The sequence below is a fragment of the Porphyrobacter sp. GA68 genome (assembly GCF_022605525.1).
GTDB lineage: Bacteria > Pseudomonadota > Alphaproteobacteria > Sphingomonadales > Sphingomonadaceae > Qipengyuania_B.
The window spans coordinates 179,214-203,390 of the sequence record NZ_JAKQYJ010000001.1 but is presented as its reverse complement, the minus strand read 5'-3'; the positions used below and the strand labels follow the sequence as shown (position 1 = coordinate 203,390).

Below are 24,177 nucleotides of genomic sequence, written 5' to 3'. Positions count from 1 at the left end.
CGCGGCAAAGTCCTTTGTTGCGATTGCGAACATCGGAATAATCAATCAAGCGGGCGAAACTTCCGGCAAGCGGCTGCTAACCGCATTGCGCCCGGTGCAGCAGCATATGGTCGGCCAGAGTGAACGCCATCATCGCGGCGACGACCGGCGTGCCACGGATACCCACGCATGGGTCGTGCCTGCCCCTTGTGCGCACCTCGGTCGCCGATCCGTCGCTGGTAATGCTTTTGACCGGAGTGAGGATGGAACTGGTCGGCTTGAACGCGGCACGGACCACGACCGGTTGCCCCGTGCTGATGCCGCCGGCGATTCCCCCGGCGTGGTTGGCGAGGAACTGTGGAGCGTCCCCGCCAGGACGCATCGGGTCGGCATTGTCCTCTCCGCGCAGGCGGGCAGCCGCAAAGCCGTCGCCGATCTCCACCCCCTTGACCGCGTTGATGCTCATCACGGCGGCGGCAAGGTCGGCGTCCAGCTTGCCATAGAGCGGCGCACCCCAGCCGGCCGGCACGCCCGTCGCGGCGCATTGCACCACCGCGCCCAGCGATGATCCGTCCTTGCGCGCCCGATCAAGGGCATCGGCCCAGCGGGCGGCTGCACCCGGGTCGGGGCAGAAGAAGGGATTGCGGGCAATCTCGTCAGTATCGAAACGTGCGGGATCGATGGCATCGCCGCCGATCTCCGCCACCCAGACGGTGATGGTCACCTGCGGGATGACCGCCCGCGCCACGGCCCCGGCGGCGACACGCACGGCCGTTTCCCGGGCGCTCGACCGCCCCCCGCCGCGATAATCCCGCAGGCCGTATTTGGCGTCATAGGTGTAGTCGGCATGCCCGGGACGATAGGTCCGCGCCATGTCGGAATAATCACGCGGCCGCTGGTCGGTATTTTCGATCAGCAGGCTGATCGGCGTGCCGGTGGTGCGCCCTTCGAAGGTGCCGGACAGAATACGCACGCGGTCAGCCTCCCGCCGCTGCGTGGTGAACCGGCTTTGCCCCGGCCGCCGGTCGTCGAGGAACGGCTGGATGTATTCTTCCGACAGGGCGATCCCCGGCGGGCAGCCATCCACCACGACACCAATCGCCGCGCCGTGACTCTCCCCCCAGGTGGTGAAGCGGAGCGCCCGGCCAAATGTGTTCCAGCTCATGCGCCTCCTTTAGGACAAACCCGCCCGCTGTCGAGACGCCGGACGCCAGCTTCCCTACGTGGGCAAAACATGGCAACGAGAGGTGATGTTCATCTGCCACCCCTTCCCAATACCGCCCTGCGCAAGAGGGTTTGGCGGCTCCGAACTTTTTGCCTCAGGACCGTGTAACATCCGGTCCATGTGTTCTGCACCAGCGACGAACGGAGTGTCCGCGTGATCGCGCGGCTGTCCGGCCGGCTGGAGGAGGTCGGCACCGATTGGGCGGTCATCGACGTCGCCGGGGTTGGCTACCTCGTCCACTGTTCGGCCCGCACTCTCGCCGCGCTGGGCGAATTGGGGGAAGCGTGCCGGGTGCACACCGACCTGCAGGTGAGCGAAAACGACATGCGCCTGCTCGGCTTTGCCGACGCGGCGGAACGCGACTGCTTCCGGCTGCTGACCGGTGTGCAGGGGGTGGGGTCGAAAGTGGCGCTGGCGATCCTGTCGGCGCTGTCGGCGGGCGAGCTGCGCGATGCCTGCGCCAGCGGGGACGCGGCCATGGTGGCGCGGGCGAACGGCGTGGGGCCGAAGCTGGCCGGCCGCATCGTCAACGAACTTCGCGACAGGGCCGGCGCGCTGCCGGGCGGCGGCGCGGGCGGGGCGGCGGGCGCGCCCATGCGGGTGAGCGGCGCGAGCGCCGATGCCGTTTCCGCGCTGGAAAACCTCGGCTTCAAACCCGCCGTCGCGGCCCGCGCCGTGGCGGAGGCGCAGGGCGAGCTGGGCGAAGGCGCGGGCGAGGGGGAGCTGATCCGGGTGGCGTTGAAGAGGGCGGCGGGGTGAATTGGGAAAAGGAGATAGATGAGTGGGCTAACGTAATCAAAAATACCATGGCCTTCGCGGTTCGACTAGGCGAAATACTCGCTTTAGCAGTTTTCTTCCAAGCTGCTGCCTTTGTCTCTAATAGCTTCGTGGTGGAATGGCTGTCAGCCGTCCTCTATTTAGCAGCTTTGGTGCACCTCGTTGTGAAGCCTGCAGCTTTCATAGGAAAAGTAATTGGCGCGAAATTTGAAAGCCGACCTCTTGGGAGAATAGCGGCTTGTCTATTCCTTTTCCCTGTGGGTTTCCTCGGCGCGTTAGCTGCAGATGATCTTCGGCGCGGTGTGGATGACGTCGTTAAATTAGAGTTGATTAAATGACCCCCCTCCACACTCCTGAACGCCAGCCTGAAGACCCCGACACCGCGCTGCGTCCGAAGTTGCTGGCCGAGTTCGTCGGGCAGGAAGCCGCGCGGGAGAACCTTGCGGTGTTCATCGCCGCCGCGAAGGCGCGGGGCGAGGCGATGGACCACACGCTGTTCTTCGGGCCACCCGGCCTTGGCAAGACGACGCTGGCGCAGATCGTCGCGCGCGAACTGGGCGCGGGGTTTCGTGCGACCAGCGGTCCGGTGATCGCCAAGGCGGGCGATCTGGCCGCGCTGCTGACCAATCTCGAACCGCGCGACGTGCTGTTCATCGACGAGATCCACCGCCTCAATCCCGTGGTCGAGGAGGTGCTTTACCCGGCGATGGAGGACCGCGCGCTCGACATCATGATCGGGGAAGGGCCATCGGCGCGGTCGGTACGGATCGACCTGCCGCCCTTCACCCTCGTCGGCGCGACCACGCGGCAGGGGCTGCTGACGACGCCGCTGCGCGACCGGTTCGGCATCCCCGTCCGCCTGACCTTCTACACCGAGGACGAGCTGCTGCGGGTGGTGACGCGCGGCGCGCGGCTGCTGAACCTGGCGCTGGACGAGGGCGGCGCGCGCGAAATCGCCCGCCGCTCGCGTGGCACGCCGCGGGTGGCCGGACGGCTGCTCAGGCGGGTGCGCGATTTTGCCGATGTTGCGGGCGCGGGGACGGTGACGCGCGCGGTGGCGGACGCGGCGCTGACCCGGCTGGAGATCGACCGGCTGGGGTTGGACGCGATGGACCGGCGCTACCTCACCATGATAGCCACCACCTACAAGGGCGGGCCGGTGGGGGTCGAAACGCTGGCCGCCGGCCTGTCCGAACCGCGCGACACCATCGAGGATGTGGTGGAACCCTATCTCATCCAGCTTGGCCTGCTGGCCCGCACCGCGCGTGGGCGGGTGCTGAATGACGACGGCTGGCGGCACCTGGGGCTGGATGCGCCGCGACCGATCGCGGGGCAGCGTGGGCTGTTCGACGGCGGCGGTTAGCCGCCCAACCGCTCCGCATGCCATGCCACATGCTCGGCCATGAAGGTCGACACGAAGTAGTAGGAGTGGTCGTAGCCCTCGTGCAGGCGGATCTGCGCCGGCATTTCCGCCGCCTCGCAGGCGGCGGCGAGGCGGTGGGTTTGCAACTGTTCCACCAGGAACTGATCGGCCAGCCCCTGATCGACCAGCAGGTGCGGCAGGCGCGCCCCGTCCTCGATCAGGGCAACGGCGTCATATTGCCGCCATGTCGCCTCGTCAGGACCGAGGTAGCGCGCAAACGCTTTCCGCCCCCAAGGCACCTGACTGGGCGCGACGATTGGGGAAAATGCGCTGACCGACTGGAAGCGTCCGGGGTTGCGCAGGGCAATGGTCAGCGCGCCGTGACCGCCCATGGAATGGCCGGTGATCCCTTGCCGAGCCATGTCGACGGGAAAGGCGTCTGCGATCAGGTCGGGCAGTTCTGCTTCGACATAAGACCGCATCTTGTAATGCGCGGCCCACGGCATCTCCGTGGCGTCGAGGTAGAAGCTGGCCCCGTGACCAAGCGCGTAATCCTGCGAATCGTCGGGCACATCTTCGCCGCGCGGCGACGTGTCCGGCGCGACGAAGATGATGCCGTGTTCGGCGCAGGCCCGCCTGTATTCGCCCTTCTCCATCACATTGGCATGGGTGCAGGTGAGGCCCGACAGATACCACAGCACCGGCAAGCGCGCGCCCGGCGCGTGCGGCGGCACATAGACGGCGAAGGTCATCGGCGTTCCGGTGTTGGCGGACTGGTGGGCGTAAACCCCTTGCACACCGCCGAACGCCTTGACCTTGGAAACCGTCTCCATCGTCATGGACGGGTCAGCCCTGCGGCCGGTACATCGCGCAGATCTTGTTCCCCGCGGGATCGCGGAGATAGGCGAGGTACAGCTTCATCCCGGCCCCTTCGCGAATGCCCGGCGGGTCTTCGATCTCGGTTCCGCCGTTCGCCTTGCCCGCGTCATGCCAGGCGTTTGCCTGCTCCTCGCTGTCGGCGGCAAAGCCGATGGTCGACCCGTTGCCGCAGCTTGCCGGCTGGCCATCGATCGGTTTGGTCAGGAGGAAAATGCCGCCCTTGTGCAGGTACATCACGCGGTCCTTGGGATCGACCATCCCCTCGCGCCCGCCCAACGCCTTGAAGCACGCGTCGTAGAAGGTTTTGGAAGCCTCGATGTCCTCGGCCCCCAGCATCACGTGGCTGAACATTCCTCTCTCCTTGCTATCGAAGCCGGCTTGTTGCCCGCCTGCGGAACCATCCTTGAGGGAAACCGCGGCGCTGAACAAGCTGAAGGTGAGCAGGGTCAGTAAATCACCACCGCCCTGATGCTCTCTCCGGCATGCATCAGGTCGAAACCCTTGTTTATCTCGTCGAGGGTAAGGCGATGGGTGATCATCGGGTCGATCGCAATCGTCCCGTTCATGTACCATTCCACGATGCGCGGCACATCGGTGCGCCCGCGCGCGCCACCGAAGGCGGTTCCCCGCCAGTTGCGGCCGGTCACCAGCTGGAACGGGCGGGTGCACACCTCGCGCCCGGCCTCGGCCACGCCGATGATGACCGAGGTTCCCCAACCCTTGTGACAGCATTCCAGTGCCTGGCGCATGACATCGGTGTTGCCGGTGCAGTCGAACGAATAATCCGCACCGCCGTCCAGCATCTCCACGATCCGGTCCACCACTCCCCCCTGCCGGGCGTCGATGAAGTCGGTCATGCCGAAGCGGCGGCCCCACGCTTCCTTGGCGGGGTTGAGGTCCACGCCGACGATCCGGGCGGCTCCGGCAAGCCGCGCGCCCTGAATGACATTGAGCCCGATGCCGCCCAGACCGAAGACGGCAACATTGTCGCCCGGCTGCACCTTGGCCGTGTTGATGACCGCGCCAACCCCGGTGGTGACACCGCAACCGATATAGCAGGTGGTGTCGAACGGCGCATCCTGTCTGATCTTGGCCACAGCGATTTCGGGCAGGACGGTGAAATTGGAAAAGGTCGAGCAGCCCATGTAGTGATAGATCGGCTCTCCCCGATAGCTGAACCGGCTGGTGCCGTCGGGCATCACGCCGCGACCTTGTGTCGCGCGGATGGCGCTGCACAAGTTGGTCTTGCCGCTGAGGCACATTTTGCACTGCCGGCACTCTGGCGTGTACAGCGGGATGACGTGATCGCCCGGCGCGACAGAGGTGACGCCCGGCCCCACTTCGCGCACAACGCCGCAGCCTTCATGACCCAGTATGCTGGGAAAGATGCCTTCGCTGTCATGCCCGTCCAGCGTGTAGGCGTCGGTGTGGCAGATCCCGGTGGCCATGATTTCCACCAGCACCTCGCCCGTCCTTGGCCCGTCGAGATCGACTTCGACGATTTCCAGCGGCTGTCCGGGCGCAAAGGCAACGGCGGCACGTGTCTTCATGGTTATCTACTCCGCCGGGGCATGTTGAAGGTCGAGCGCTTTTGCGATGGCGGCGCGCAGCATGTCTTCGGTGAACGGCTTCTCCAGCCGGGCGGCGATGTGCCGCCCCTCGCCATCGGCAATTTCTGCATAGCCACTGGCAAGGATCACCGGAATATGTGGCCAGCGCTCCTCGATCTCGCGGGCCATTTCCACCCCCGTCATCTTGGGCATGGCCTGATCGGTGATGACGAGATCAATGCCTGGATCGGCGGAAAGGATGGCCAGCGCGTCCGGTCCGCTGGCCGCTTCCAGAACGGTGTGGCCAAGATCTTCCAGCAAGGCGACGGTTCCGAACAGGACCAGCCCGTCATCATCCACCGCCAGGATCCTGAGGCTTTCCTTGCCGGCAGAGGCCACGGGGCTGGGCTTGTCGGTCGGCAGGGGGTTCGTCTCCTCATCTGCAACGGGCAGAAACAGGGTCGCGGTTGTGCCTTGCCCAATGGCGCTTTCCAGTTGAAATGCACCGCCCGACTGTCGGGCAAGGCCGTGGATCATCGACAGCCCCAGCCCGGTTCCCTTGCCAACGCCCTTGGTGGTGAAGAATGGTTCCAGCGCCTGGGACAGTGTCTGTTCGTCCATGCCGGTGCCGTTGTCCGCGACCTGGATGCGCAGATACGCGCCGGGCGCAAGATCATGCATCTCTTTGACTTCGGCCCGGTCAACCGTGATGTCCAGCCGGCCCCTCCCGTCCTCCATGGCATCGCGCGCGTTTAGCGTGAGGTTGAGAAGCGCCATTTCCAGCTGATTGGCATCCACCAAGGCATGCGGTGTGTGCCGATCAGTGCGCAGTGTAACGACAATCTCGGGACCGATCGACCGTTCGATGAGGTCGCGCATGCCATTCACGAGGCCAACCACATCGACTGCCCTGGCATCCAGTTCCTGCTTGCGCGCGAACGCCAGCATTCGCTGTGTCAGGCTGGCACCCCGTTCCGTCGCCTTGACCGCATTCTGCACCAGGCCAATCATACGCGGATCACCCTGGGGCAGCCGCCGCTCAAGCAGGTTCAGGCTCGAGCGGATTGCCATCAGCAGATTGTTGAAGTCGTGCGCCACGCCGCCGGTCAGCTGTCCGATCGTTTCCAGCTTCTGGCTTTGCCTCAGCGCCTGTTCCGTCGCGGCGAGAGCCTGTTCCTGCTCACGCTCGGCGGTGACATCCCGGCCGGTGCCATAAACCCGGCCTTCCCGGAACGAAGCGGTCCAGCCGATCCGCCGCCACGAACCGTCCTTGTGCCGCATCCGAAACTCGTAGGGAGTTACCAGGGGCTGTTCGAACACCTGGTGAAACTGCTTCAGCGTTTCCGCCACATCATCAGGATGCGTGAGGTCGAGAAACGGTTTCCCGATCAGCTCGTCGAACTCCCATCCCAATACATTCTGCCATGCCGGATTGACTGCGGCCAGTCTCGTGTCCGGCTCGACCATCACCATCAGGTCGAGCGACTGGTTCCAGACCTGATCACGGTTGGCGACCTCGTGGGCAACGCGCTGCTCGAGCTGTTCGTTCATCTGGACAAGGGCCTGTTCCGCGCGCCGGCGTTCGGTCAGGTCCTGCATCGCGCCGATCATGCGCAGGGCGCGGCCGCTCGCATCGCGGATAACGAAACCCCTGTCCAGCACCCAGCGATGGCCACCGTCCGCCGTCAGAAACCGGTATTCCGCGCTCCAGCGCGTAGCCGTTCCGTCAATCGCGGCGTGGATGCTGGCGTCGATCTCGTCGCGATCATCGGGATGCATGTGATCGATCCACCAGTCGCCGGTCGGCTCGATCTCATCCAGGCGATAGCCGAACAGGGTCTGAACCGCTTCATTCCAGCGCACGGTGTTGGCGGTGAGATCCCAGTCCCATATGGCATCATTCGTCGCCTTTGCCGCCAATCGGTAGCGTTCCTCCACTTCGCGCAGGCGGCGCTCCGACTCCAGCCGTTCGGTTACGTCCACTTCGGCGACGACGCCGGCGATGACCGCACCAGTGTCGTCACGGACGGGAGAGGCGGAGTTCAGAAAGAAGCGCCGTTCGCCGTTGTCGAACCGCACGTTCTCAACCAGCTCGGCCTGCACGGTTTCGCCGTCCCTGAGCGCGCGTGACATGGCCCAGTCTTCAGCCTTCAACCTTTGTCCGGTCTCCGGGTTGTAGCCTTCCCAGTCTCCGTATTGTTCCCAGCTGACCGTCTCCGGCGGCATTCCCCAGATCGCCCGGTTCGCGGCGTTGTCGCGCATAACACGGCCGTCGGCGTCCGCGATTATCACGCCGACGGGCATGGCATCGATAACAGCATCCAGCAGCGCCTCGCTCTGCCGTCTGGCCCGCTCTACCTCGCGCCGTTCTTCCACATCCAGAAGCACACCGGAAAACTGCTGAGCCTGACCATCAGGTGCAAGGTCCACCCGGCCGTTCGCCTCGATCCAGTAGTACCGCCCGTCGGTCCGCCGCACCCGGTACTGGTGGGCATAAGGCCCGCCACGGGCTATCGCTTCCGCGATGGCCACATTCAGACCCGGCTTGTCGTCGGGATGAACTGTATCGGTGATTTCCTCGAGGCTCAGTCCCTCGCGCCCCCGCGCCGGATCAAGCCCGAAGGCGTGGGCAAACGCCTCGTCAACCGTGAAGCGGTCAACCACTAAATCCCAGATCCACGTGCCGATGATGGCGCCCGCATCCAGAGCCATCTGCACCCGCTGAGCATCGGTGCGCGCCCGCGTCTCGCTTTCGCGCAGCGCGCGTTCCGCCATGATCTGTCCGGTGATCTCCTGACAGGCGCAGAAGAATCCGGTGACCGCTCCGCCATCACCGCGGACCGGCGTGTAGGAGAAGGCAAAGTGAGCCTCTTCCCGGAACCCCTTGCGTTCCATCCACAGCTCGATGTCGTCCATATGCACAGGCTCGCCGCGCTGTGCCTGTTCGACGATAGGTTCCAGGTCGGATCGGATTTCGGACCATACATCCAAAAAATCACGACCCAGCGCCGCCGGATGCTTGTCCGCCAGGATTTCAACGTACGCGTCATTGTAGATAAGGGTGCGGTCGGGTCCCCAGGCGAGGAACATCGGCTGACTGGAACCCAGCATCACATCGATAAGCGTCCGCAACGCCTGCGGCCAGCTTTCCGGCAAGCCGAGCGGTGTTGCCGACCAGTCCAGTTCAGCAATCAGGGCCGCCATGCCTGCCGCTGATTCGGGTGCCGCACTAACCCGATTTTGGTCCTCTCCAGTCACCGTTGATGTACCGCGAACTGGAACGCCGCACCCCCGCGGGTTCGACAGCCATTGGTTTCGGGAAAAAAAATCCGCCTCATCCTCGCAGGACCCCTTAACGGCTAAGTCACCGATTCACAAATCCTTTGCCGGGCAGAAAAACAGAAGTCGATACCGCAACTCCGGTCGCCCATGCTGCGGGATAAATTTAGGTTAAACGCCCTAAGTGGTTCGTTAACTACTTGGGCGTAGAGGGAGCGCAATGGACACCGCCCTCTTCTCCCGCCGCGCCATCGCCGCCTTGGCCTGCTCTGCCGCCCTCGCTTCACCGGCCTTGGCAGCAGGGATCGATGCCGGAACGCTGATCACCAACACGGCATCGGCCACCTACAGCACCGGCGGAACGGCGGCGACCGTCAGTTCGAACACGGTAACCGTGTTGGTGGACGAACTGCTGAACGTGACGGTTACTTCCAATGACGCAGGGCCAGTAACGATGGCCGGTTCCGCGGTGCTGTCGTACACCGTGACGAACACCGGCAACGGTCCCGAAGCCTTCGTCCTGACGGCCGATCCGGCGGTTGGCGGCAACCCCTACAACACCGTTGTCACCGGACTGGTCCTCGACAGCAACAACAACGGCATTTACGATCAGGGCATCGACACTCCACTGGTGAACGGCGGCAGTTCAACCGTCCTAGCCGCCGACGGCACGCAGGTGGTTTTCGTACTCGTCAACGCGCCGGCAGGCGTTGCCGATGGCAGTGTCAGCCAGGTGCGCCTGCGCGCGACGCGGTGACAGCCACTGGCGCACCGGGCACGACAGTTGCCGGAGCCGGGCAGGGCGGCGGGGCAGCGGTGGTCGGCACCACCGGAGCGAGCGGCAGCACGGCAGGCGCCGTCACCGCGAGCGTGGCTGGCGTAACACTCGTCAAATCGGCAACGATCACGGATCCGTTCGGCGGAACGCGGCCTGTGCCAGGCGCCACCGTGTCATTCCAGATCGTCGCCACCGTCAGCGGCAGCGGCTCTGCCGCGGGACTTGTCATCAACGACCCGGTTCCTGCCGGCACGACATACCGCACGGGAACCCTGCGGCTTGATGGGGCCAGCCTGACCGATGCCGCCGACGGAGACCCGGGCAGCTTTGCGGCAGGCGCGATCACCGTCGCCGCCGGCAATGTTCCGGCAAACTCCACGCGAACAGTCACCTTCGACGTCACCATCAATCCATGAGCCGCGCCATGCATCTTCTTCGTTCCGTCGCCACCTGCGTTGCAGCAGCATTCGTCGCCGTGCCCGCACTGGCGCAGGACAATGTCGCACTCACTTCCGAAGTGCATGTGGTGCGCGTGGTTGACGGCAAGGAGCAACTCGACCCGCCGGCCAGCGTGCTTCCGGGCGATCGCCTCGTGTTCACCACCCGCTACCGCAACGCGGGGAGCGTTTCGGTGGACAATTTCGTGGTGACCAATCCGCTGCCGGCACCGGTGGTTCTGGCCAGCGACGGCGCCTTCGCGGTTTCAGTCGATGGCGGCAGGACCTTTGGTCCACTTGCCGAACAACGGATCACCGAAGACGGCGCCGCGCGCGCCGCAACGACCGCCGATGTCACCCACGTGCGCTGGAACTTGCCCAGCATCGCGCCGGGTGCAGGAGGAGAGCTGAGCTACTTCGCGACCGTTCGCTAGGACACTCGCACCGGTTACGCCGCTACGCCCCGCAGGCGGCTGAGGTTTATGCGGAGCTTAGAACAGGGTAAAACTACATGACGCGCACAAGCAACTGGCTTGCTGCGGTGAGCACGCTGGCGTTGGCCATCGCGCCCATCGCGGCGCAGGCATCGCCTGTCGGCACTGCCGCCAACACCGATATCACCAATACCGTGCAGGTCGACTTCAGCGTCGGCGGGGTGGCCCAGAACCGGATCACTGCCAGCGACACTTTCAAAGTGGACCGCAGGGTCAATGTCACGGTCGCGACGACCAACACGGCAGCCGTGTCGGTAGCACCGGGTCAAACGAACGCCGTGACAACCTTTACCGTCACCAACAACTCGAACGCGACGCTCGACTATCTGCTGGCAGCGGCAAACCAGGCGAATGGCGCGGCGACGTTCACCGGCAACGACAATTTCGATGTGACCAACATCCGCATCTTCCGCGAAACGGGCACGACCGCCGGATTCGACGCAAGTGACCAGCTCGTCACATCGCTGACCGCGATGGCATCCGGCGACACGGTCACCGTCTATGTCGTGTCGGACATGATCATCGCGCCCGGCACTCCGCCGACGCTTCCGGTCAACAACGACATTGCGACCGTCATCCTGACCGCGACGGCGGCATCGGGCGGCACCGCGCTGACCCAGACGCCCGCAGGCACCGCCAACGGCGCCAACACGGTGGAAACGATCTTCGCCGACGCGGCGGGTCCGGCGCCGGGTGACGCGGTTCGTGACGGGCGCCACTCCGCCCGCAGCGATTACCGCGTGTCGGGCGCGCAGCTTACTGTCAACAAGTACAGCCGGGTAGTCAGCGACGGGATCGGAACAAGCAACTTCCGCTCCGTGCCCGGCGCGGTGGTGGAATACTGCATCGTCATCAGCAATGCGGCGGGCGCGGCAAGTGCGGCCAGCGTCGCCCTGGCGGACGTGGTGCCGACGGCGATGACCTATGTGGCCAATTCCGTCTTTATCAACAACGCGATCAGTGGCGCCTATACCTATACGGCCGCGACGGGTTGTACCGGCGGAACCGCCGGAACGGACGCGGCGAACTACAACGCCGGAACGCGAACAGTTGCCAATACCTTCGCCACTATTCCGGCCAATGAGTCGCGCTTCCTGCGCTTCCAGGCAACGATCAACTGAGCGGGTCGGCCGGGTGTAATGCACGGCCTGTTGGAGGATGCGCTTCAACCTACCTTTCGGCTGGATGGCAGCGGCGCTTTTCGGAGCGCTGCTGCTGTTGCTGGGCCTGGGAACGGCGCACGCGCAGACCATCAGCAACATCGCCGCGGCGCGCTGGACCAGCGAGGGGCGTACGCTGGAGGTGCAGTCGAACCGGGTCGCGTTCGAAGTGGTTCGGCAGGGCGCCCAGATCGAAACCTTCAGCCTGGACCGCGCGGCCGGGCGGCCGGTCGCGTGGCGCACTCCTTTGTGCGGAGCCGCGCCGACAGCTTTGCCTGATGTAACTGTCCACAGCGCGGCGGCCATCTCGCTGTCGCCTAGCGCGGCGTTCCGCGTCGGACAGACGCTCTATTTCTCGATCACCGCGCCAGAGGCCAACAAGGATCCAGCGGCTATCGACTTCCTGCGGGTCACGCTTGAGAGTGGTAGCGATCGCGAGGAATTGACCGTTTACGAGAGTACAATCGCCAGCGGCGTGTTCATCGGCGGGATCGCTACCACCGGCGGCCCTGCGGTTCCTGGCGACTGCCGCCTGAGTGTTTCGGAAGGCGAACCTGTCCGCGTGGCGGGTTTCCTGGCCAGCGGCGCCGAACCGCTCGCGCTAGCCCGCATTGCTTTTCGTGCCCCCGTCAGCAACTTCGTGTTCGACAGTGTAACCGGTCAGCCGGTGAGCGGGGCGCGCGTTTCGCTGGTAAACGCGGCAACCGGTCAGCCGGCACAGGTGTTCGCACTGGACGGGGTGACGCCATGGCCATCCGTCGTCACAAGCGGCGAGACCGTGACCGACGCCGCCGGGAATACAGCGGCGCTGTTGCCGGGCGAGTACCTTTTTCCGATTGTAGCCCCCGGCAGCTACCGCCTTATTGTCGAGCCGCCGGCGCCGTATGTCGCACCGTCCGCTGTTCCGGCCGCGGCGTTGGCCGCACTGGCCCGGCCGGCTGGCGGCAGCTTTGCCATAGTGGACGCTTCGCTCGGCCGCAGCTTCGTCGTTTCCGGTGCCGAACCGCTGCGCGCCGATATCCCGCTCGACCGGCAGAGCGACACAGCCGTTCTCTTGAGCAAGACCGCATCGCGAGCGCGCGCGCTGCCCGGTGACACGGTGTTCTTCACCGTCACGCTGCGCAACCCTGACACGACGCTGTTCAAGCGCGGAGTCGTTTTGACCGACACTCCGCCGGCGGCGCTGCGGTTGCAGCCTGGCAGTATCCGCGTTGACGGACAGCCGGCGGGCGAGTTGGCTAGCATCGCGCCAGATGGGCGTCGTTTTGTCATAACCCTGCCGGCCCTGGCACCTGCCGCTCAAGCGCGCGTGACATATGCCATGACCGTTCGCGCCGACGCAGCGGCAGGCGAAGCGGTGAACGAGGCGGAAGTGGTGGACGCCCGCGGCGCGCGCACGATCGCACGCGAGGCGATTCGCATCGAGCGGGACGTGATCGCGGGCCGCATGACCATCGTGGGCCGGGTGACAGCCGGTGCTTGCGAAGCCGCAGACCGGCCCGGAGTGCCAGGCGTTCGGGTGATGCTGGAGGATGGCAGCTTCGCGATTACCGACGCGGACGGGCGGTATCACTTCGAAGGTGTGTCACCAGGCACCCATGTCGTTCAGGCGCAACCACAGACCCTGCCGACTGGCGGTCGGTTTGTTGATTGCGCCCGCTCCACTCGCGTTGCTGGCGCCGCTGCCTCGCGCTTTGCCATTGGGCAGGGAGGCAGTCTCGTGGTGGCCGACTTCGCTGCGGTCATACCGGATTGGCAACCGCCTGCGATCCGCGGGGCAGGCGACGGTGAGCAAGCGCCCGCCGCGTACGACGCGGCCGCTCGCCGCGCCAGCGGAGCAGACGTCGATTGGCTTGAGATGGGCAGTGGCCCGGCCGCCATTCTGTTTCCCGAAGCGGACCACAACCCCCGTGTGCCGGCCATTCGGGTGGCAATCCGCCACCAGCCCGAGCAGAACATAGAGTTGAGCGTGAATGGCAAGGCAGTGGACCCGCTGTCATTCGACGGAGTAAAAACCAGCGCCGACGGCACCTTCGCCGTGAGCGTCTGGCGCGGTGTCGCTTTGCCAGCCGCCAGAACACGCCTGCGCGCCATTGTCCGTGCCGCTGATGGCGCTGTTGCCGCCGAGCTTGATCGGGACGTCTTTTACACCGGCGCTCCGTGGCGTGCACAGATCGTCCCCGAGCGGTCGCGGCTTGTGGCGGACGGTTCCGGTCGGCCCGTTGTGGCGGTCCGCCTGACCGACCGGCAAGGGCGCCCCGTTCGTTCAGGCGTGTCGGGCAATGTCCTTATCAACGAACCATTCGAGAGCGCTGCGGCCATCGACCGGAGACAGTCTGGCGCGTTGACCGGGCAGGTTTCCGCCGCTCCAGGATGGACGGTCGCGGGTGATGATGGGATGGCGCTGGTGGAGCTTGCGCCCACCATGGTCAGTGGCCCGCTCCACCTGCACTTCCAGTTTGCCGATGGCGACCTGGTCCGTGAGCAGGTGCTGGATGCCTGGATCGTGCCCGGCGATCAGGACTGGACGCTCATCGGCCTCGCCGAAGGCAGCGCGGGCGCGCGCAGCATCGCGGATGCGATGGAGCCGGGCGCGAACTTCGCCAGCGCGCCGGGGAATGATGCGCGGGTCGCCTTCTACGCCAAGGGGCGGGTTCTTGGCCGCGCTCTGTTGACGGTAGCGTTCGACAGCGCAAAGGGCGCAACAGACCAGCGGCTGCTGGGAACGATCGATCCCAACGCGTACTACACCGTGTTCGCTGACGGCTCCGCGCGTCGTTTCGACGCGCCGTCCCGGGACAAGCTTTACGTCAGGGTGGAAGCCGCCACCTTCTATGCGCTGTACGGCGACTTCGTTGCCGCGTTCGACCAGACGCTGCTCGGCCGCTATGTCCGCACCACGACGGGCGTAAAGGCAGAGGGGTTGTTCGGCCAGGTGCATGTGCAGGGCTTCGCCGCCGAAACGACCGGCAGCCATCGTCGCGACGAAATGCAGGGTAACGGCCTGACCGGGCCCTATCGCCTGTCGAGCCGCGCAATCCTTGCGAACAGCGAGCGGGTGGTGATCGAGGTGCGCGACCGGCTTCGCTCGGAACTGATCCTGTCACGGCGCGAGCTGGTCCGGTTCGTGGACTATGACATCGACCTGCTGTCCGGCACTGTCCGCTTTGCAGAGCCGGTCCTGAGCCGCGATTACGACCTCAATCCGCGATTTATCGTCATCGACTATGAAACCGATGCGCTGAACGGCACCGGCCGCTGGAACGCGGGCGCGCGGACCACCTGGACCTCGGCCGGCGAAGCACTGCGGATCGGCGCGACCGGCTTCACCGACGCGGGGGACGGTGCCCGGACGACGGTTGGCGCGGTGGACGTGCGTGCCCGGATCGGTGCTGCGACGGAAGTGCGGGCCGAGCTGGCGGCAAGCGAGCGTGACGGCGAACAGTCGGCGGCATGGCTGGTAGAGGCCGAACACCGCACCGGCAGCCTCGACGTGCTGGCCTATGTGCGCTCTCTCGATGCCGGATATGGTGTTGGTCAGCAGAACGGCGCGGAAGTCGGTCGCCGCAAAGCAGGGGTGGATGCCCGCTACGCGCTGACGCAGAACCTGGCTGTTGTCGCCAGCGCCTGGCACGACGAAAGCCTTGTCGATGACAGCAGGCGCCGGGCAGCGCGCGTGCTGGCTACTTACCGTGCCGCAGATGCCGATATCCGGTTCGGCGTGGCGCACCTGTCGGACACCTACGCCGATGGAACCCGCGGTGCCACGACGGCACTGGAGGGCGGCTTGACCAAGCGGTTCCTCGACAATCGGCTGGAGATTGACGGTACCGCGACTATTGCTCTGGGCGCAGCAGAGTCCGTCGACCTGGCGAACCGTTACCGGCTGGGCGCGCGCTATGCGGTCACATCGGACGTGCAGCTGATCGGCACCTACGAGATCGCTCAGGGCGAGGAGTTGACGGCGCGGACTCTGCGGGGCGGACTGGAAATGGGGTTGTGGACGGGCGGGCGGCTGGTTTCCACGATCGGAACCCAGGACCTGGCGGAGATCGGCGGATCGACCTTTGCGGCCTTTGGCCTGTCGCAAAGCCTGGCCGTGTCGCGGAACATCACGCTCGATGCGACGCTGGACATCAACCGCACGCTCGACCGGCCGGACGCCGCGCACGTTCTCAACCCGCTGCATCCGGCAGCTAGCGGTGGATTCCTGTCGCAAGACGGCGCTCTGTTCGAAAACTTTGCAGCCGTGACCGTCGGCGCGGGCTGGCGGCATGATCGCTGGGCCGCGACGGGCCGGGCCGAGCTGCGCGATGGCGAGTTCGCCACCCGCGCCGGAGTGACGGCAGGCCTGCTGCGCCAGCTGGGTGAAGGCCGGGTGGTTGGCGCAGGCGTGACCTGGACCCGCGCCGATGCGGATGAGGGGGCAGAGACAGAGATACTGGACGCGGCGGTGTCGCTGGCCGTGCGGCCTGCGGACAGCGCCTTCGCTTACCTCGGCAAGCTGGAATACCGCAGCGACCGGGTGGCGGATGCGGTGCAGGGCGCGGTGGGACCCGCTGGCCAGGTTGCTTTCAATGTGACCGGAGACGCGATATCGCGGCGGCTTGTGGCAAGCCTGTCAGCCAACTGGCTGCCACTTGGAAGCGCGGAGGGCGGACTGACGGAACTGGCAGAGATCGGAGTGTTCCTGGGCGGACGCTACAATTTCGATCAGGTTGCCGACTTTTCTTTCGAAGGCAGCTCTCTTTTGGGCGGCCTGGATGCGCGGATCGCATTGTCACCGAAGATCGAGGTGGGCGGTTCGGCCAGTGTGCGCGGGCATCTGACGGATCGCACGACCAGCTTCGCCGTCGGCCCGCATGTGGGGTTTGTTCCGGTGCCGGACGTGCTGCTGATGGTGGGGTATAATGTCGCGGGCTTCCGGGACCGGGATTTTGCCGCCGCGCGCCATACGGACAAGGGGTTCTTCGCTTCCGCCAGAATGAAGCTGGATGCAGACAGCTTCGGCTTTCTCGGGCTGGGCCGACGGTGATGCGGCGGGTTCGCGAAATTGGGTTTGCGGTAGCGGTCCTGTGTCACGCGGGAGCTGCGCATGCGTCGTGCGACAGCGCGAACCAGTTCCGCTTCAGCTTCGCCAACCAGACCGCGCGGTCGCTCAGCTACAACTCTACCTACACCTACACCGCCACAAACGGTCTTGGGATCAGCCAGAACTTCAGCGTCGCCCTCTTTCAGAATGGCTTGTCCAGCACAACGGTGGCCGGTCAGGTCCTGCCGGCGATCTCAAACCTCGTGTCGGGTGCAACGACTCAGAACAGCTTGGTGGTGGGCGGGATCCTGTCGGCGCGCACGGCGACCATCACCAGCAACACCCGCGTGATGCGGGTGACGCTCAACTTCCCGCAGCCGGTCCGCACCGTGTCGCTCAGCCTGTTCGACGTTGATTTCGCGACCAACGCATTTCGCGACTGGGTGCATGTGGTGGGCAATGACGCAGGCGGAAACGTCTATACGCCGGTGATGACCTCGCCCGCCGGCAACGGGAACCAGACGGGGCAGCCGGTATCTGCCGCCGCGTCCAGCGTGTTGTTTCAACAGGGCGGCACCAATGCGCGGGAGGCGACCGGAAGCGGCAACTCCGGCAACAATTCGGACACCGGCACGATCAACGTGTCCTTTGCCCAGCCGGTAACCTCCGTCGTTTTCAGCTATGGGAATGCTCCCCTGCAAAGCGGCGAAACGGCGACGGGACAGCAGGCGGTCGGCATAAGCGGCGTCAGCTATTGCCCGATGCCGCAGATCGCGGTCAGCAAGAGTTCGACGCCGGTGACCGGAAGCCTGGGCGCTTACAACCTGCCGGACAACGAAGTTATCTATACTCTCACCGTCACCAACACTGGCGGCAGCTCGGTCGATGCGGCCTCGCTGCTGCTGCTCGACCAATTGCCCGCAACGCTGGATTTCCGCAACCAGCCATTCGACGACACCACCACGCTGCCGGTGAAACTGACCGCGACCGGCGCAGTGACCCTGACGGCGAGCAGTGTCACGTACCAGCAGCGAGGCGGTTCGACCTACACCTATACGCCCACCGCCGGTTTCGACCCGCAGGTCGGCGCCCTGCGCATCGTGCCGCAAGGGGAACTGGGCGCCAATGCTTCACTGATGCTGCAATTCCGCGCCCGCATCCGGTAGCGGCGGTCCGCTACCAACGAGCGCCGCCCAGAGCGGCCGACCAGCCTGCGAGCGCCGCTGTCCCGCCTGTTCCAGGCTGGAAGGTGGCGGACACATGAACGAGTCCGAGTGGGCTACTGCGCGAATAGCCGAAGGTCATCTGCGGATCGAAACGGCCGCGCAGGTTAGCGGCGGCGTCGTGATGAATCAGGGTGCGGGTCAGTCGATCAAAATTTGCTGGCATGCGGAACGAAGCCTGACCGGCCGTTATGGCGAGCGGCTGAGAAAGCTTTGCCCAAAGGAATCCATCCGCCCAAGCGGCACGCGCAGTCAGGTTGAACTGTCCGCTGGCCACTGCACTTACTTCCCGGAGCAGCAGGTCGTCGGCCAGCTTGATGCGGGAAAGGCCGACAAATGCCTCTGCATCCAACAGCCATCCCGCTCCTCCTGTCTGCGCGCCGCCGGCCAGGAACACAGTTTGCGCACCATCGCCGAAGCGCAGCGGACCGCTACCCACGGGGGTGCCGAATACCGCCCCGGCTTCATCTGCCAGCCCGGTCTGAATATAGGCGGACTGGCCACTCAAGCGGGCAGTGACGGCATGAATGCGCCGGTTGTGCGACCGCCCGAAATGCGTCTCCACCGAAAGCAGGTGATCCTGCAGCGGCAAGAGAATGCCCACACGTTTGCTGGCGCCGTTGAGGTAGGGGTGCCCGTCACGATCGCGCCGAATAGTTGCGAAGGCGGTTGGCCTGCCACCCGTTGGGAGCCGGAATGCGCCTGCTGCAAAGCGTTGCGGCTGAGCGGCAGGCCATGTCTGCGACTGCATCAGCGGTGCGTCCGCATCACCCGTCAGCCAGGGCGATGTTTTCAGCTGTGCAGTTGCCGGGTCGATAGCTGGCGCGGCGGGCCGCAATTGCACCACCGATCCCGACAGATCGGCGGCAAAATCGCGCCCGAACCGGTCAAGGAGAACCGCGTGGCCTAAGCTTGCCCGGATGGCGGCGGCACCGAAGGCGTTGCTGATCAACATGTGCGATCCACCCAGTGCCCTTACCGTCCTGCCGTTCGACAGCACGGGATCGACGGGAGAGAGTGCGGCCTGCACGTCGATCAGCCCGGCTCCGTAGATCGGATCGAGGCCCGGTGCCCCCAGATCGCGCGCTGTGCGAAGGATGATGTTGCCCGCGTCCGCACCGGTCAGCTGCGGCCATTTCGACATGATCAAGGCCGCCAAGGCGCTGGCCTGTGGAGCGGCGGAACTTGTCCCGGAAAAGCGGATGATCGCACCATCGGAACCTTGGGTGATGTTTTCCCCCATGGCCATCACGCAGCGATCCATGACGCTGCCGCAGTGATTGGCGTAAGGTGCGACTATCACGCCGTCACCGTGCTGGACCAGCGCCGACACGAACAGCCAGCTCGATCGGTTCGTCTGCGTCACTTCGGCCAGCTCAGTCGGCTCCGGCGCGCCGCCGTTGCCGGTGGACTGCACCAGCAGCCCACCTTTGCTGCCGAAATAGTCAACGGCAGCGGCGAAGTCGGACGGCGCGTCGCCGCGGTTGCTTCTCCCGATGGAACGGTTCACGATCAACACCCCGTGATCGGCGGCATGGCGCAGGGCCGAGGCCATGCCTTCGCCCAGCCGTGCCGAGCCATCCGGCAGCACGTAATCCACCCGCAGCGACACCACCTTCGCACCGGGCGCCACGCCCTGTATCCCGAGACCGTCATTGCGCCCCGCTATGATGGCCGCAACCGGGGTTCCGTGATCTGATCGGGCATCTCCGACACTGCCTCTCGCCATGCGGCCGCCGGCAACGTCATGGATCGTGCCGAAATCCCTGCTCAAGCCGGAAATCTGGCCGGCGAGTTCAGGGACTTCGGCAATCCCGTTGTCCATCACGCCGACCAGCACTCCTGTACCGTCGTACCCTTGGTTGAGCGCGTACAATGCGCCGATGACTTCGGCTGCGAAGTAGTTGGCGCGGTATTCCTCGTCATCGGCTGCCGACCGGCGCTGCTGCGGAGCGGCGGGAACGGCAACGGGCTGGCGCGGGTCCGGCACTGCGACAGCGGGCGCAGGGGGCGCAGCTATGGCCGGCGTTGCCGTCGAGGGCGGCAGTGGCGGGGGCGGCATGGCGGCGGGCCGGTCCCCGCCGCCCCCGCCACAGGCGGACAGCGCGAGAGCGGCGGCTCCGCCAAGGCAGGAGCGCGGATGCGGGATGGCTACGTGATCAGGCACCTCAAACCTCCGCGGTGGCAGACAGCTGCTCCAGGCGCAGCGCCGCCATCCAAGCGGCAGAGCTTCAACAAAGCGCTGCGCCTGCCATCCGTATTGTTGCGGCGGTGCCAATGACTGTGGCCGAGCGAGCTATTGTTGCCTTGACCGCAGCGGACGCCGCTCTAGGCTGCGCGGGATCAACGTCTGGTCGAGAGAAGAACAAGCAACATGAAAACATCTCTTTACAGCGCCCTGGCGCTTGCCCTGTGCGCACATGCGGCCCATGCCCAGCAGAGCCAGCCGCTGCCGCCCGTCGCAGAGACGCAGACCACTGAAGACGCCATCATCAGCCAGAACGCGCAGACGCCCGAGCCGCCTGCTCTGGTAGGAACCGCTGCCGCGCCGACGTCCGCCGACCAGACCAAGTGGGACGTCAACAATCCGCGCGGCCTCACCTTGCGCGAAGTCGCGATCGACACGGACGAGGGAACCTGGATGAACGTGGATGTGTCGCCGGATGGGCGAACCATCGCGTTTGACATGCTCGGCGACATCTACACCATGCCGATCACCGGCGGCGCGCCAACGCGGATCGCCGACGGCCTGGCTTACGAACATCAGCCCCGCTTCTCACCGGACGGGCGACGGATCGCCTTCACTTCGGACCGGGGTGGCGGCGACAACATCTGGGTGATGAACGTCGACGGGTCGGACAAGCGACAGGTGACGAAGGAGGATTTCCGCCTCCTCAACCAGCCGACCTGGTCGCCGGACGGCCGGTTCATCGCGGCCAAGAAGCACTTCACCACCGGCCGTTCGCTGGGCACTGGCGAGGTGTGGCTGTACCATGTCAGCGGCGGGGCCGGCGTACCGCTGGTCAAGCGGGCAAGCGAGGTGCTGCAAAAGGAACTGGGCGAACCGATCTACGCGCCCGATGGCAACGCCATCTATTACGTGCGCAACACATCGTCCGGTCCGATCTTCGAGTATGCGCAGAATTCACGCAGCGGCATTTTCGACATCGAACGCTATGATCTGAATACGGGAACGGTGACGACGGCGGTTTCGGGGGCTGGCGGCGCGGTACGGCCCACCCCTTCGCCAGATGGCAGAGCGCTCGCCTTCGTGCGGCGCGACAACAACGTTACCAGCCTGTATGTAAAGGATCTGGCCACCGGTGCCGAGCGCAAGATCTTCGCGCCGCTGGACCGCGATGTGCAGGAAACCTGGGCAGTCACGGGGGTTTACCCGAACATCGCCTGGACGCCTGACAATCGCAGCCTGGTGTTCTGGGCGGGAGGCAAGCTGAACCGGGTGAACGCCGATGGCCGCGCACATTCGGTCATCCCCTTTCAGGTACGCGACACACGGGTCGTTGCCGACGCCACACACCCGGCGGTGGAGGTCGCGCCGGACACGATAACCACGCAGATGCCCCGCTGGGCCAGCGTTTCGCCCGATGGACGCACAGTGGTTTTCGAAAGCCTGGGCAAGCTGTACACGAAGCCTGCAGCCGGAGGCGAGGCCCGGCGGCTGGTGACGAACTCCGGCGATGCAATGGAGGCATGGCCAAGCTGGTCGCGCGACGGGCGCAGCGTGGTGTTCGTGTCGTGGACGGACGCCGGGCTCGGCGTGGTGAAAACCGTTCCCGCGCGTGGCGGCAACGCAACCGCTGTTACGCAGACGCCGGGACACTACGCCAATCCCCGTTTGTCCCCCGACGGCCGGACCATTGCATTCGAACAGCGCGAAGGCGGCTATCTCACCGCCGCGCGCGGGGGCGGCAACCCCGGCATCTATCTCGTCGATGCGAACGGCAGCAATCAGCGCCGTTTGCCCGTCAGCGGCACCAATCCGCAATGGGGCGAGGGCAGCGGCCGCCTGTTCTTCATCGGATCGGACGCGGGCAAGGCGCGGCTTGTCAGCACTGACCTTGCCGGGGGCAACGAGCGGGTTCATGCCACCGGCGAGTTGGTCAACGACTTCTCCGTGTCGCCCGATGGACGCTTCCTGGCGTTTCGCCAGAACTATCAGGCGTTCGTAACACCGCTGATGCCCGGTACGCAGGACGTGGCGCTGTCCCCCGACAGCACCGCGCTTCCGGTGACGCGGGTGAGCGACGACGGCGCGGACTTCATCAACTGGTCGAGCAACGGACAGCGGCTGCACTGGAGTCTCGGTCCGACGCTCTATACCGCCGCCGTGGAACAGCTGTTCCCGTCCGCCCCCGCGCCTGCCGGTGCGGCTGCACCCAAGTTCATTCCCCCGACGACCGGAAACTCCCTGGCGATGACCCTGCCGGCGGACAAGCCGCGCGGCGATGTACTGCTGACGGGTGCGCGCATCATCACCATGTCGGGCGCCGATGGCGGAGTCATCGAAGTGGGCGACATCCTGATCCAGGGCGACCGCATCGTCGCCCTGGGCGCTAGTGGCACCCTGACCGTCCCAGCCGGCGCAACGCGGGTCGATGTAGGCGGCAAGACGATCATGCCCGGCATTATCGACGGCCATGCGCATGGACCGCAGGGCGCGGATGACCTCATCCCGCAGCAGAACTGGTCCGCGATTGCCAATCTGGCGCTGGGCACGACAACTATTCACGACCCCTCCTCCAGCGCCAGAGAGATCTTTCCGGCCGCTGAAATGCAGCGCGCCGGGACGATCCTTGCGCCGCGCATCTTCTCCACCGGAGAGATCATCTATGGTGCCAAGGCAGCACGTGTGTATGCCGAGATCGACAGCTACGAAGACGCGCTCGACAGCGTGCGCCGCCTGAAGGCTCAAGGCGCGCGGTCGGTCAAGAACTATAACCAGCCGCGCCGTGACCAGCGCCAGATGGTCACCGCCGCGGCTCAAGCCGAAAACATGCTCGTCGTGCCGGAAGGCGGTTCCCTGTGGACCATGGACGTCAGCCTGATCCAGGATGGTAACTCCACCATCGAACACAATGTGCCGGGCGAGGTGTTCTATGACGACCTGCTCGACCTGTGGACGCAAACGAAGGTCGCCTACAACCCGACGCTGGTCGTCGCCTATGGCGGGCTCGCCGGCGATCCGTACTGGCGACAGCACACGAACGTCTGGGAACATCCCATACTGCGGCGGCATGAGCCCACCGCCCTGCTGCTGGCCAACAACGTCCGGCGCTCAATGGCTCCCGAAGAAGACTACATCGACGATGAAGCTGCCAGAGAGGCGCTGAAACTTGCGCGCCGGGGCGTCGACGTTGCGATCGGCGGGCATGGACAGCAGGCCGGCCTCGCCGCGCACTGGGAAATCTGGAGCCTGGCACGCGGGGGTGCTACCCCGGTCGAGGCGCTGGCCGCGGCGACGATCATGCCGGCGCGCGCTTATGGCTATGACCGTGACATCGGCTCGCTTGAAGTGGGCAAGCTCGCCGACCTGGTGGTGCTGGACGCCAACCCGCTGGAGAACATCCGCGACACGGACAAGGTGCACAGGGTGATGCTGGGGGGAAGGCTTTATGACCCGCTCACCATGAACGAGGTGACGACCGGAGATCGGCGGCGTGCACCATACTGGTGGGAAACGGAAGGCAGCGGTGATGGCGCGGGCGCGCGGATGACGCGCGGGCATGGGCACTGATCACGCCGCGCAACGGGCCGCGGACAGGGCGGGAGGCTGCGTGCCGCCCGCCTTCGGGCAGCATACCGGAGCGGGACGACCGTGCCGCTTCAAAGGTTTGCAGTGGAGGCCGCGCACCTGGAGCGAACAGCGTCACCAGACTTTCATGTTCCGCCGCTAGAGGTGTCCAGTATTACATCCATCGTCCGCAACATTGCTGCCGACGACGCTCTGGAAATCCGGTGCGCGGCGACGGGAACAGCTTGG

16 protein-coding genes are annotated in these 24,177 nt (G+C 65.4%); 10 read left to right on the top strand and 6 right to left on the bottom strand.

The features are described from left to right. Positions 1–76: 76 nt before the first annotated feature. Entirely contained in the window at positions 77–1,144 is a 1,068-nt protein-coding gene (aroC, locus tag LHJ54_RS01010; protein WP_228241786.1) for a chorismate synthase, read from the bottom strand. Positions 1,145–1,357: 213 nt separating this feature from the next. On the opposite strand from aroC, the gene ruvA reads away from it, so the two are divergent. From ruvA to ruvB, 3 genes are read left to right on the top strand one after another with little or no spacing between them, the layout of a single operon-like run. Beyond that, positions 1,358–1,963, top strand: a complete 606-nt coding sequence (gene ruvA / locus LHJ54_RS01005) for a Holliday junction branch migration protein RuvA (RefSeq protein ID WP_228241785.1) — start codon at positions 1,358–1,360, stop codon at positions 1,961–1,963. Beyond that, complete coding sequence (locus tag LHJ54_RS01000; RefSeq protein WP_228241784.1) at positions 1,960–2,319, top strand: hypothetical protein; 360 nt, start codon at positions 1,960–1,962, stop codon at positions 2,317–2,319. The genes ruvA and LHJ54_RS01000 overlap by 4 nt, the downstream gene beginning before the upstream one ends. Next, positions 2,316–3,344, top strand: a complete 1,029-nt coding sequence (gene ruvB / locus LHJ54_RS00995; RefSeq protein WP_228241782.1) for a Holliday junction branch migration DNA helicase RuvB — start codon at positions 2,316–2,318, stop codon at positions 3,342–3,344. The genes LHJ54_RS01000 and ruvB overlap by 4 nt, the downstream gene beginning before the upstream one ends. On the opposite strand, the gene fghA is transcribed toward ruvB, so the two are convergent. The 4 genes from fghA to LHJ54_RS00975 all read right to left on the bottom strand — a co-directional run bounded on the left by fghA (position 3,341) and on the right by LHJ54_RS00975 (position 8,977). Next, positions 3,341–4,183 (bottom strand): S-formylglutathione hydrolase, encoded by an 843-nt coding sequence (gene fghA / locus LHJ54_RS00990; protein ID WP_228241780.1) that lies wholly within the window; start codon positions 4,181–4,183, stop codon positions 3,341–3,343. The two genes, ruvB and fghA, sit on opposite strands and share 4 nt — an antisense overlap. Before the next feature lie 7 nt (positions 4,184–4,190). Further along, the gene (locus LHJ54_RS00985; protein WP_228241778.1) at positions 4,191–4,574 is read right to left on the bottom strand and encodes a VOC family protein; all 384 of its coding nucleotides are present in this window, start codon (positions 4,572–4,574) and stop codon (positions 4,191–4,193) included. A 95-nt stretch (positions 4,575–4,669) separates the two neighbouring features. Further along, positions 4,670–5,773 (bottom strand): S-(hydroxymethyl)glutathione dehydrogenase/class III alcohol dehydrogenase, encoded by a 1,104-nt coding sequence (locus LHJ54_RS00980; protein ID WP_228241776.1) that lies wholly within the window; start codon positions 5,771–5,773, stop codon positions 4,670–4,672. Positions 5,774–5,779: 6 nt separating this feature from the next. Further along, positions 5,780–8,977, bottom strand: a complete 3,198-nt coding sequence (locus LHJ54_RS00975; protein WP_228241774.1) for a PAS domain-containing protein — start codon at positions 8,975–8,977, stop codon at positions 5,780–5,782. Between the two features lie 295 nt (positions 8,978–9,272). Here LHJ54_RS00975 and LHJ54_RS00970 point away from each other — a divergent pair, with 295 nt between their 5' ends. The 6 genes from LHJ54_RS00970 to LHJ54_RS00945 all read left to right on the top strand — a co-directional run bounded on the left by LHJ54_RS00970 (position 9,273) and on the right by LHJ54_RS00945 (position 18,119). Further along, positions 9,273–9,809, top strand: a complete 537-nt coding sequence (locus tag LHJ54_RS00970; RefSeq protein WP_228241772.1) for a hypothetical protein — start codon at positions 9,273–9,275, stop codon at positions 9,807–9,809. Continuing rightward, positions 9,806–10,246: a DUF11 domain-containing protein gene (locus LHJ54_RS12740; protein ID WP_228241770.1), complete on the top strand. Its 441-nt coding sequence runs from the start codon at positions 9,806–9,808 to the stop codon at positions 10,244–10,246. Before LHJ54_RS00970 ends, LHJ54_RS12740 begins: the two co-directional genes overlap by 4 nt. Before the next feature lie 8 nt (positions 10,247–10,254). Continuing rightward, a complete protein-coding gene (locus tag LHJ54_RS00960) occupies positions 10,255–10,701 on the top strand; it encodes a hypothetical protein (protein ID WP_228241769.1) in 447 nt (148 codons plus the stop codon). A gap of 77 nt (positions 10,702–10,778) precedes the next feature. Beyond that, positions 10,779–11,882: a hypothetical protein gene (locus tag LHJ54_RS00955; RefSeq protein ID WP_228241768.1), complete on the top strand. Its 1,104-nt coding sequence runs from the start codon at positions 10,779–10,781 to the stop codon at positions 11,880–11,882. Positions 11,883–11,946: 64 nt separating this feature from the next. After that, positions 11,947–16,956, top strand: a complete 5,010-nt coding sequence (locus LHJ54_RS00950; protein WP_228241767.1) for a DUF11 domain-containing protein — start codon at positions 11,947–11,949, stop codon at positions 16,954–16,956. Further along, a complete protein-coding gene (locus tag LHJ54_RS00945; RefSeq protein WP_228244250.1) occupies positions 16,956–18,119 on the top strand; it encodes a hypothetical protein in 1,164 nt (387 codons plus the stop codon). The genes LHJ54_RS00950 and LHJ54_RS00945 overlap by 1 nt, the downstream gene beginning before the upstream one ends. Positions 18,120–18,129: 10 nt before the next feature. Here the strand turns inward: LHJ54_RS00945 and LHJ54_RS00940 are convergent, their stop codons facing one another. Next, positions 18,130–20,343, bottom strand: a complete 2,214-nt coding sequence (locus LHJ54_RS00940; RefSeq protein WP_228241761.1) for a S8 family serine peptidase — start codon at positions 20,341–20,343, stop codon at positions 18,130–18,132. A gap of 207 nt (positions 20,344–20,550) precedes the next feature. Between LHJ54_RS00940 and LHJ54_RS00935 the strand changes: the two genes are divergently transcribed. After that, positions 20,551–23,931, top strand: a complete 3,381-nt coding sequence (locus LHJ54_RS00935) for an amidohydrolase family protein (protein WP_228241759.1) — start codon at positions 20,551–20,553, stop codon at positions 23,929–23,931. The last annotated feature ends 246 nt before the right edge of the window (positions 23,932–24,177 follow it).

What these genes read in the sequence shown, in the direction of transcription:
- LHJ54_RS00985 (WP_228241778.1), bottom strand. Translation starts at nt 4,574, where the DNA reads ATGTTCAGCCACGTGATGCTGGGGGCCGAGGACATCGAGGCTTCCAAA.
- aroC (WP_228241786.1), bottom strand. Translation starts at nt 1,144, where the DNA reads ATGAGCTGGAACACATTTGGCCGGGCGCTCCGCTTCACCACCTGGGGG.
- LHJ54_RS00960 (WP_228241769.1), top strand. Translation starts at nt 10,255, where the DNA reads ATGCATCTTCTTCGTTCCGTCGCCACCTGCGTTGCAGCAGCATTCGTC.
- LHJ54_RS00950 (WP_228241767.1), top strand. Translation starts at nt 11,947, where the DNA reads ATGGCAGCGGCGCTTTTCGGAGCGCTGCTGCTGTTGCTGGGCCTGGGA.
- LHJ54_RS00970 (WP_228241772.1), top strand. Translation starts at nt 9,273, where the DNA reads ATGGACACCGCCCTCTTCTCCCGCCGCGCCATCGCCGCCTTGGCCTGC.
- LHJ54_RS00975 (WP_228241774.1), bottom strand. Translation starts at nt 8,977, where the DNA reads ATGGCGGCCCTGATTGCTGAACTGGACTGGTCGGCAACACCGCTCGGC.
- ruvB (WP_228241782.1), top strand. Translation starts at nt 2,316, where the DNA reads ATGACCCCCCTCCACACTCCTGAACGCCAGCCTGAAGACCCCGACACC.
- LHJ54_RS00935 (WP_228241759.1), top strand. Translation starts at nt 20,551, where the DNA reads ATGAAAACATCTCTTTACAGCGCCCTGGCGCTTGCCCTGTGCGCACAT.
- LHJ54_RS00955 (WP_228241768.1), top strand. Translation starts at nt 10,779, where the DNA reads ATGACGCGCACAAGCAACTGGCTTGCTGCGGTGAGCACGCTGGCGTTG.
- LHJ54_RS00945 (WP_228244250.1), top strand. Translation starts at nt 16,956, where the DNA reads ATGCGGCGGGTTCGCGAAATTGGGTTTGCGGTAGCGGTCCTGTGTCAC.
- LHJ54_RS00980 (WP_228241776.1), bottom strand. Translation starts at nt 5,773, where the DNA reads ATGAAGACACGTGCCGCCGTTGCCTTTGCGCCCGGACAGCCGCTGGAA.
- fghA (WP_228241780.1), bottom strand. Translation starts at nt 4,183, where the DNA reads ATGACGATGGAGACGGTTTCCAAGGTCAAGGCGTTCGGCGGTGTGCAA.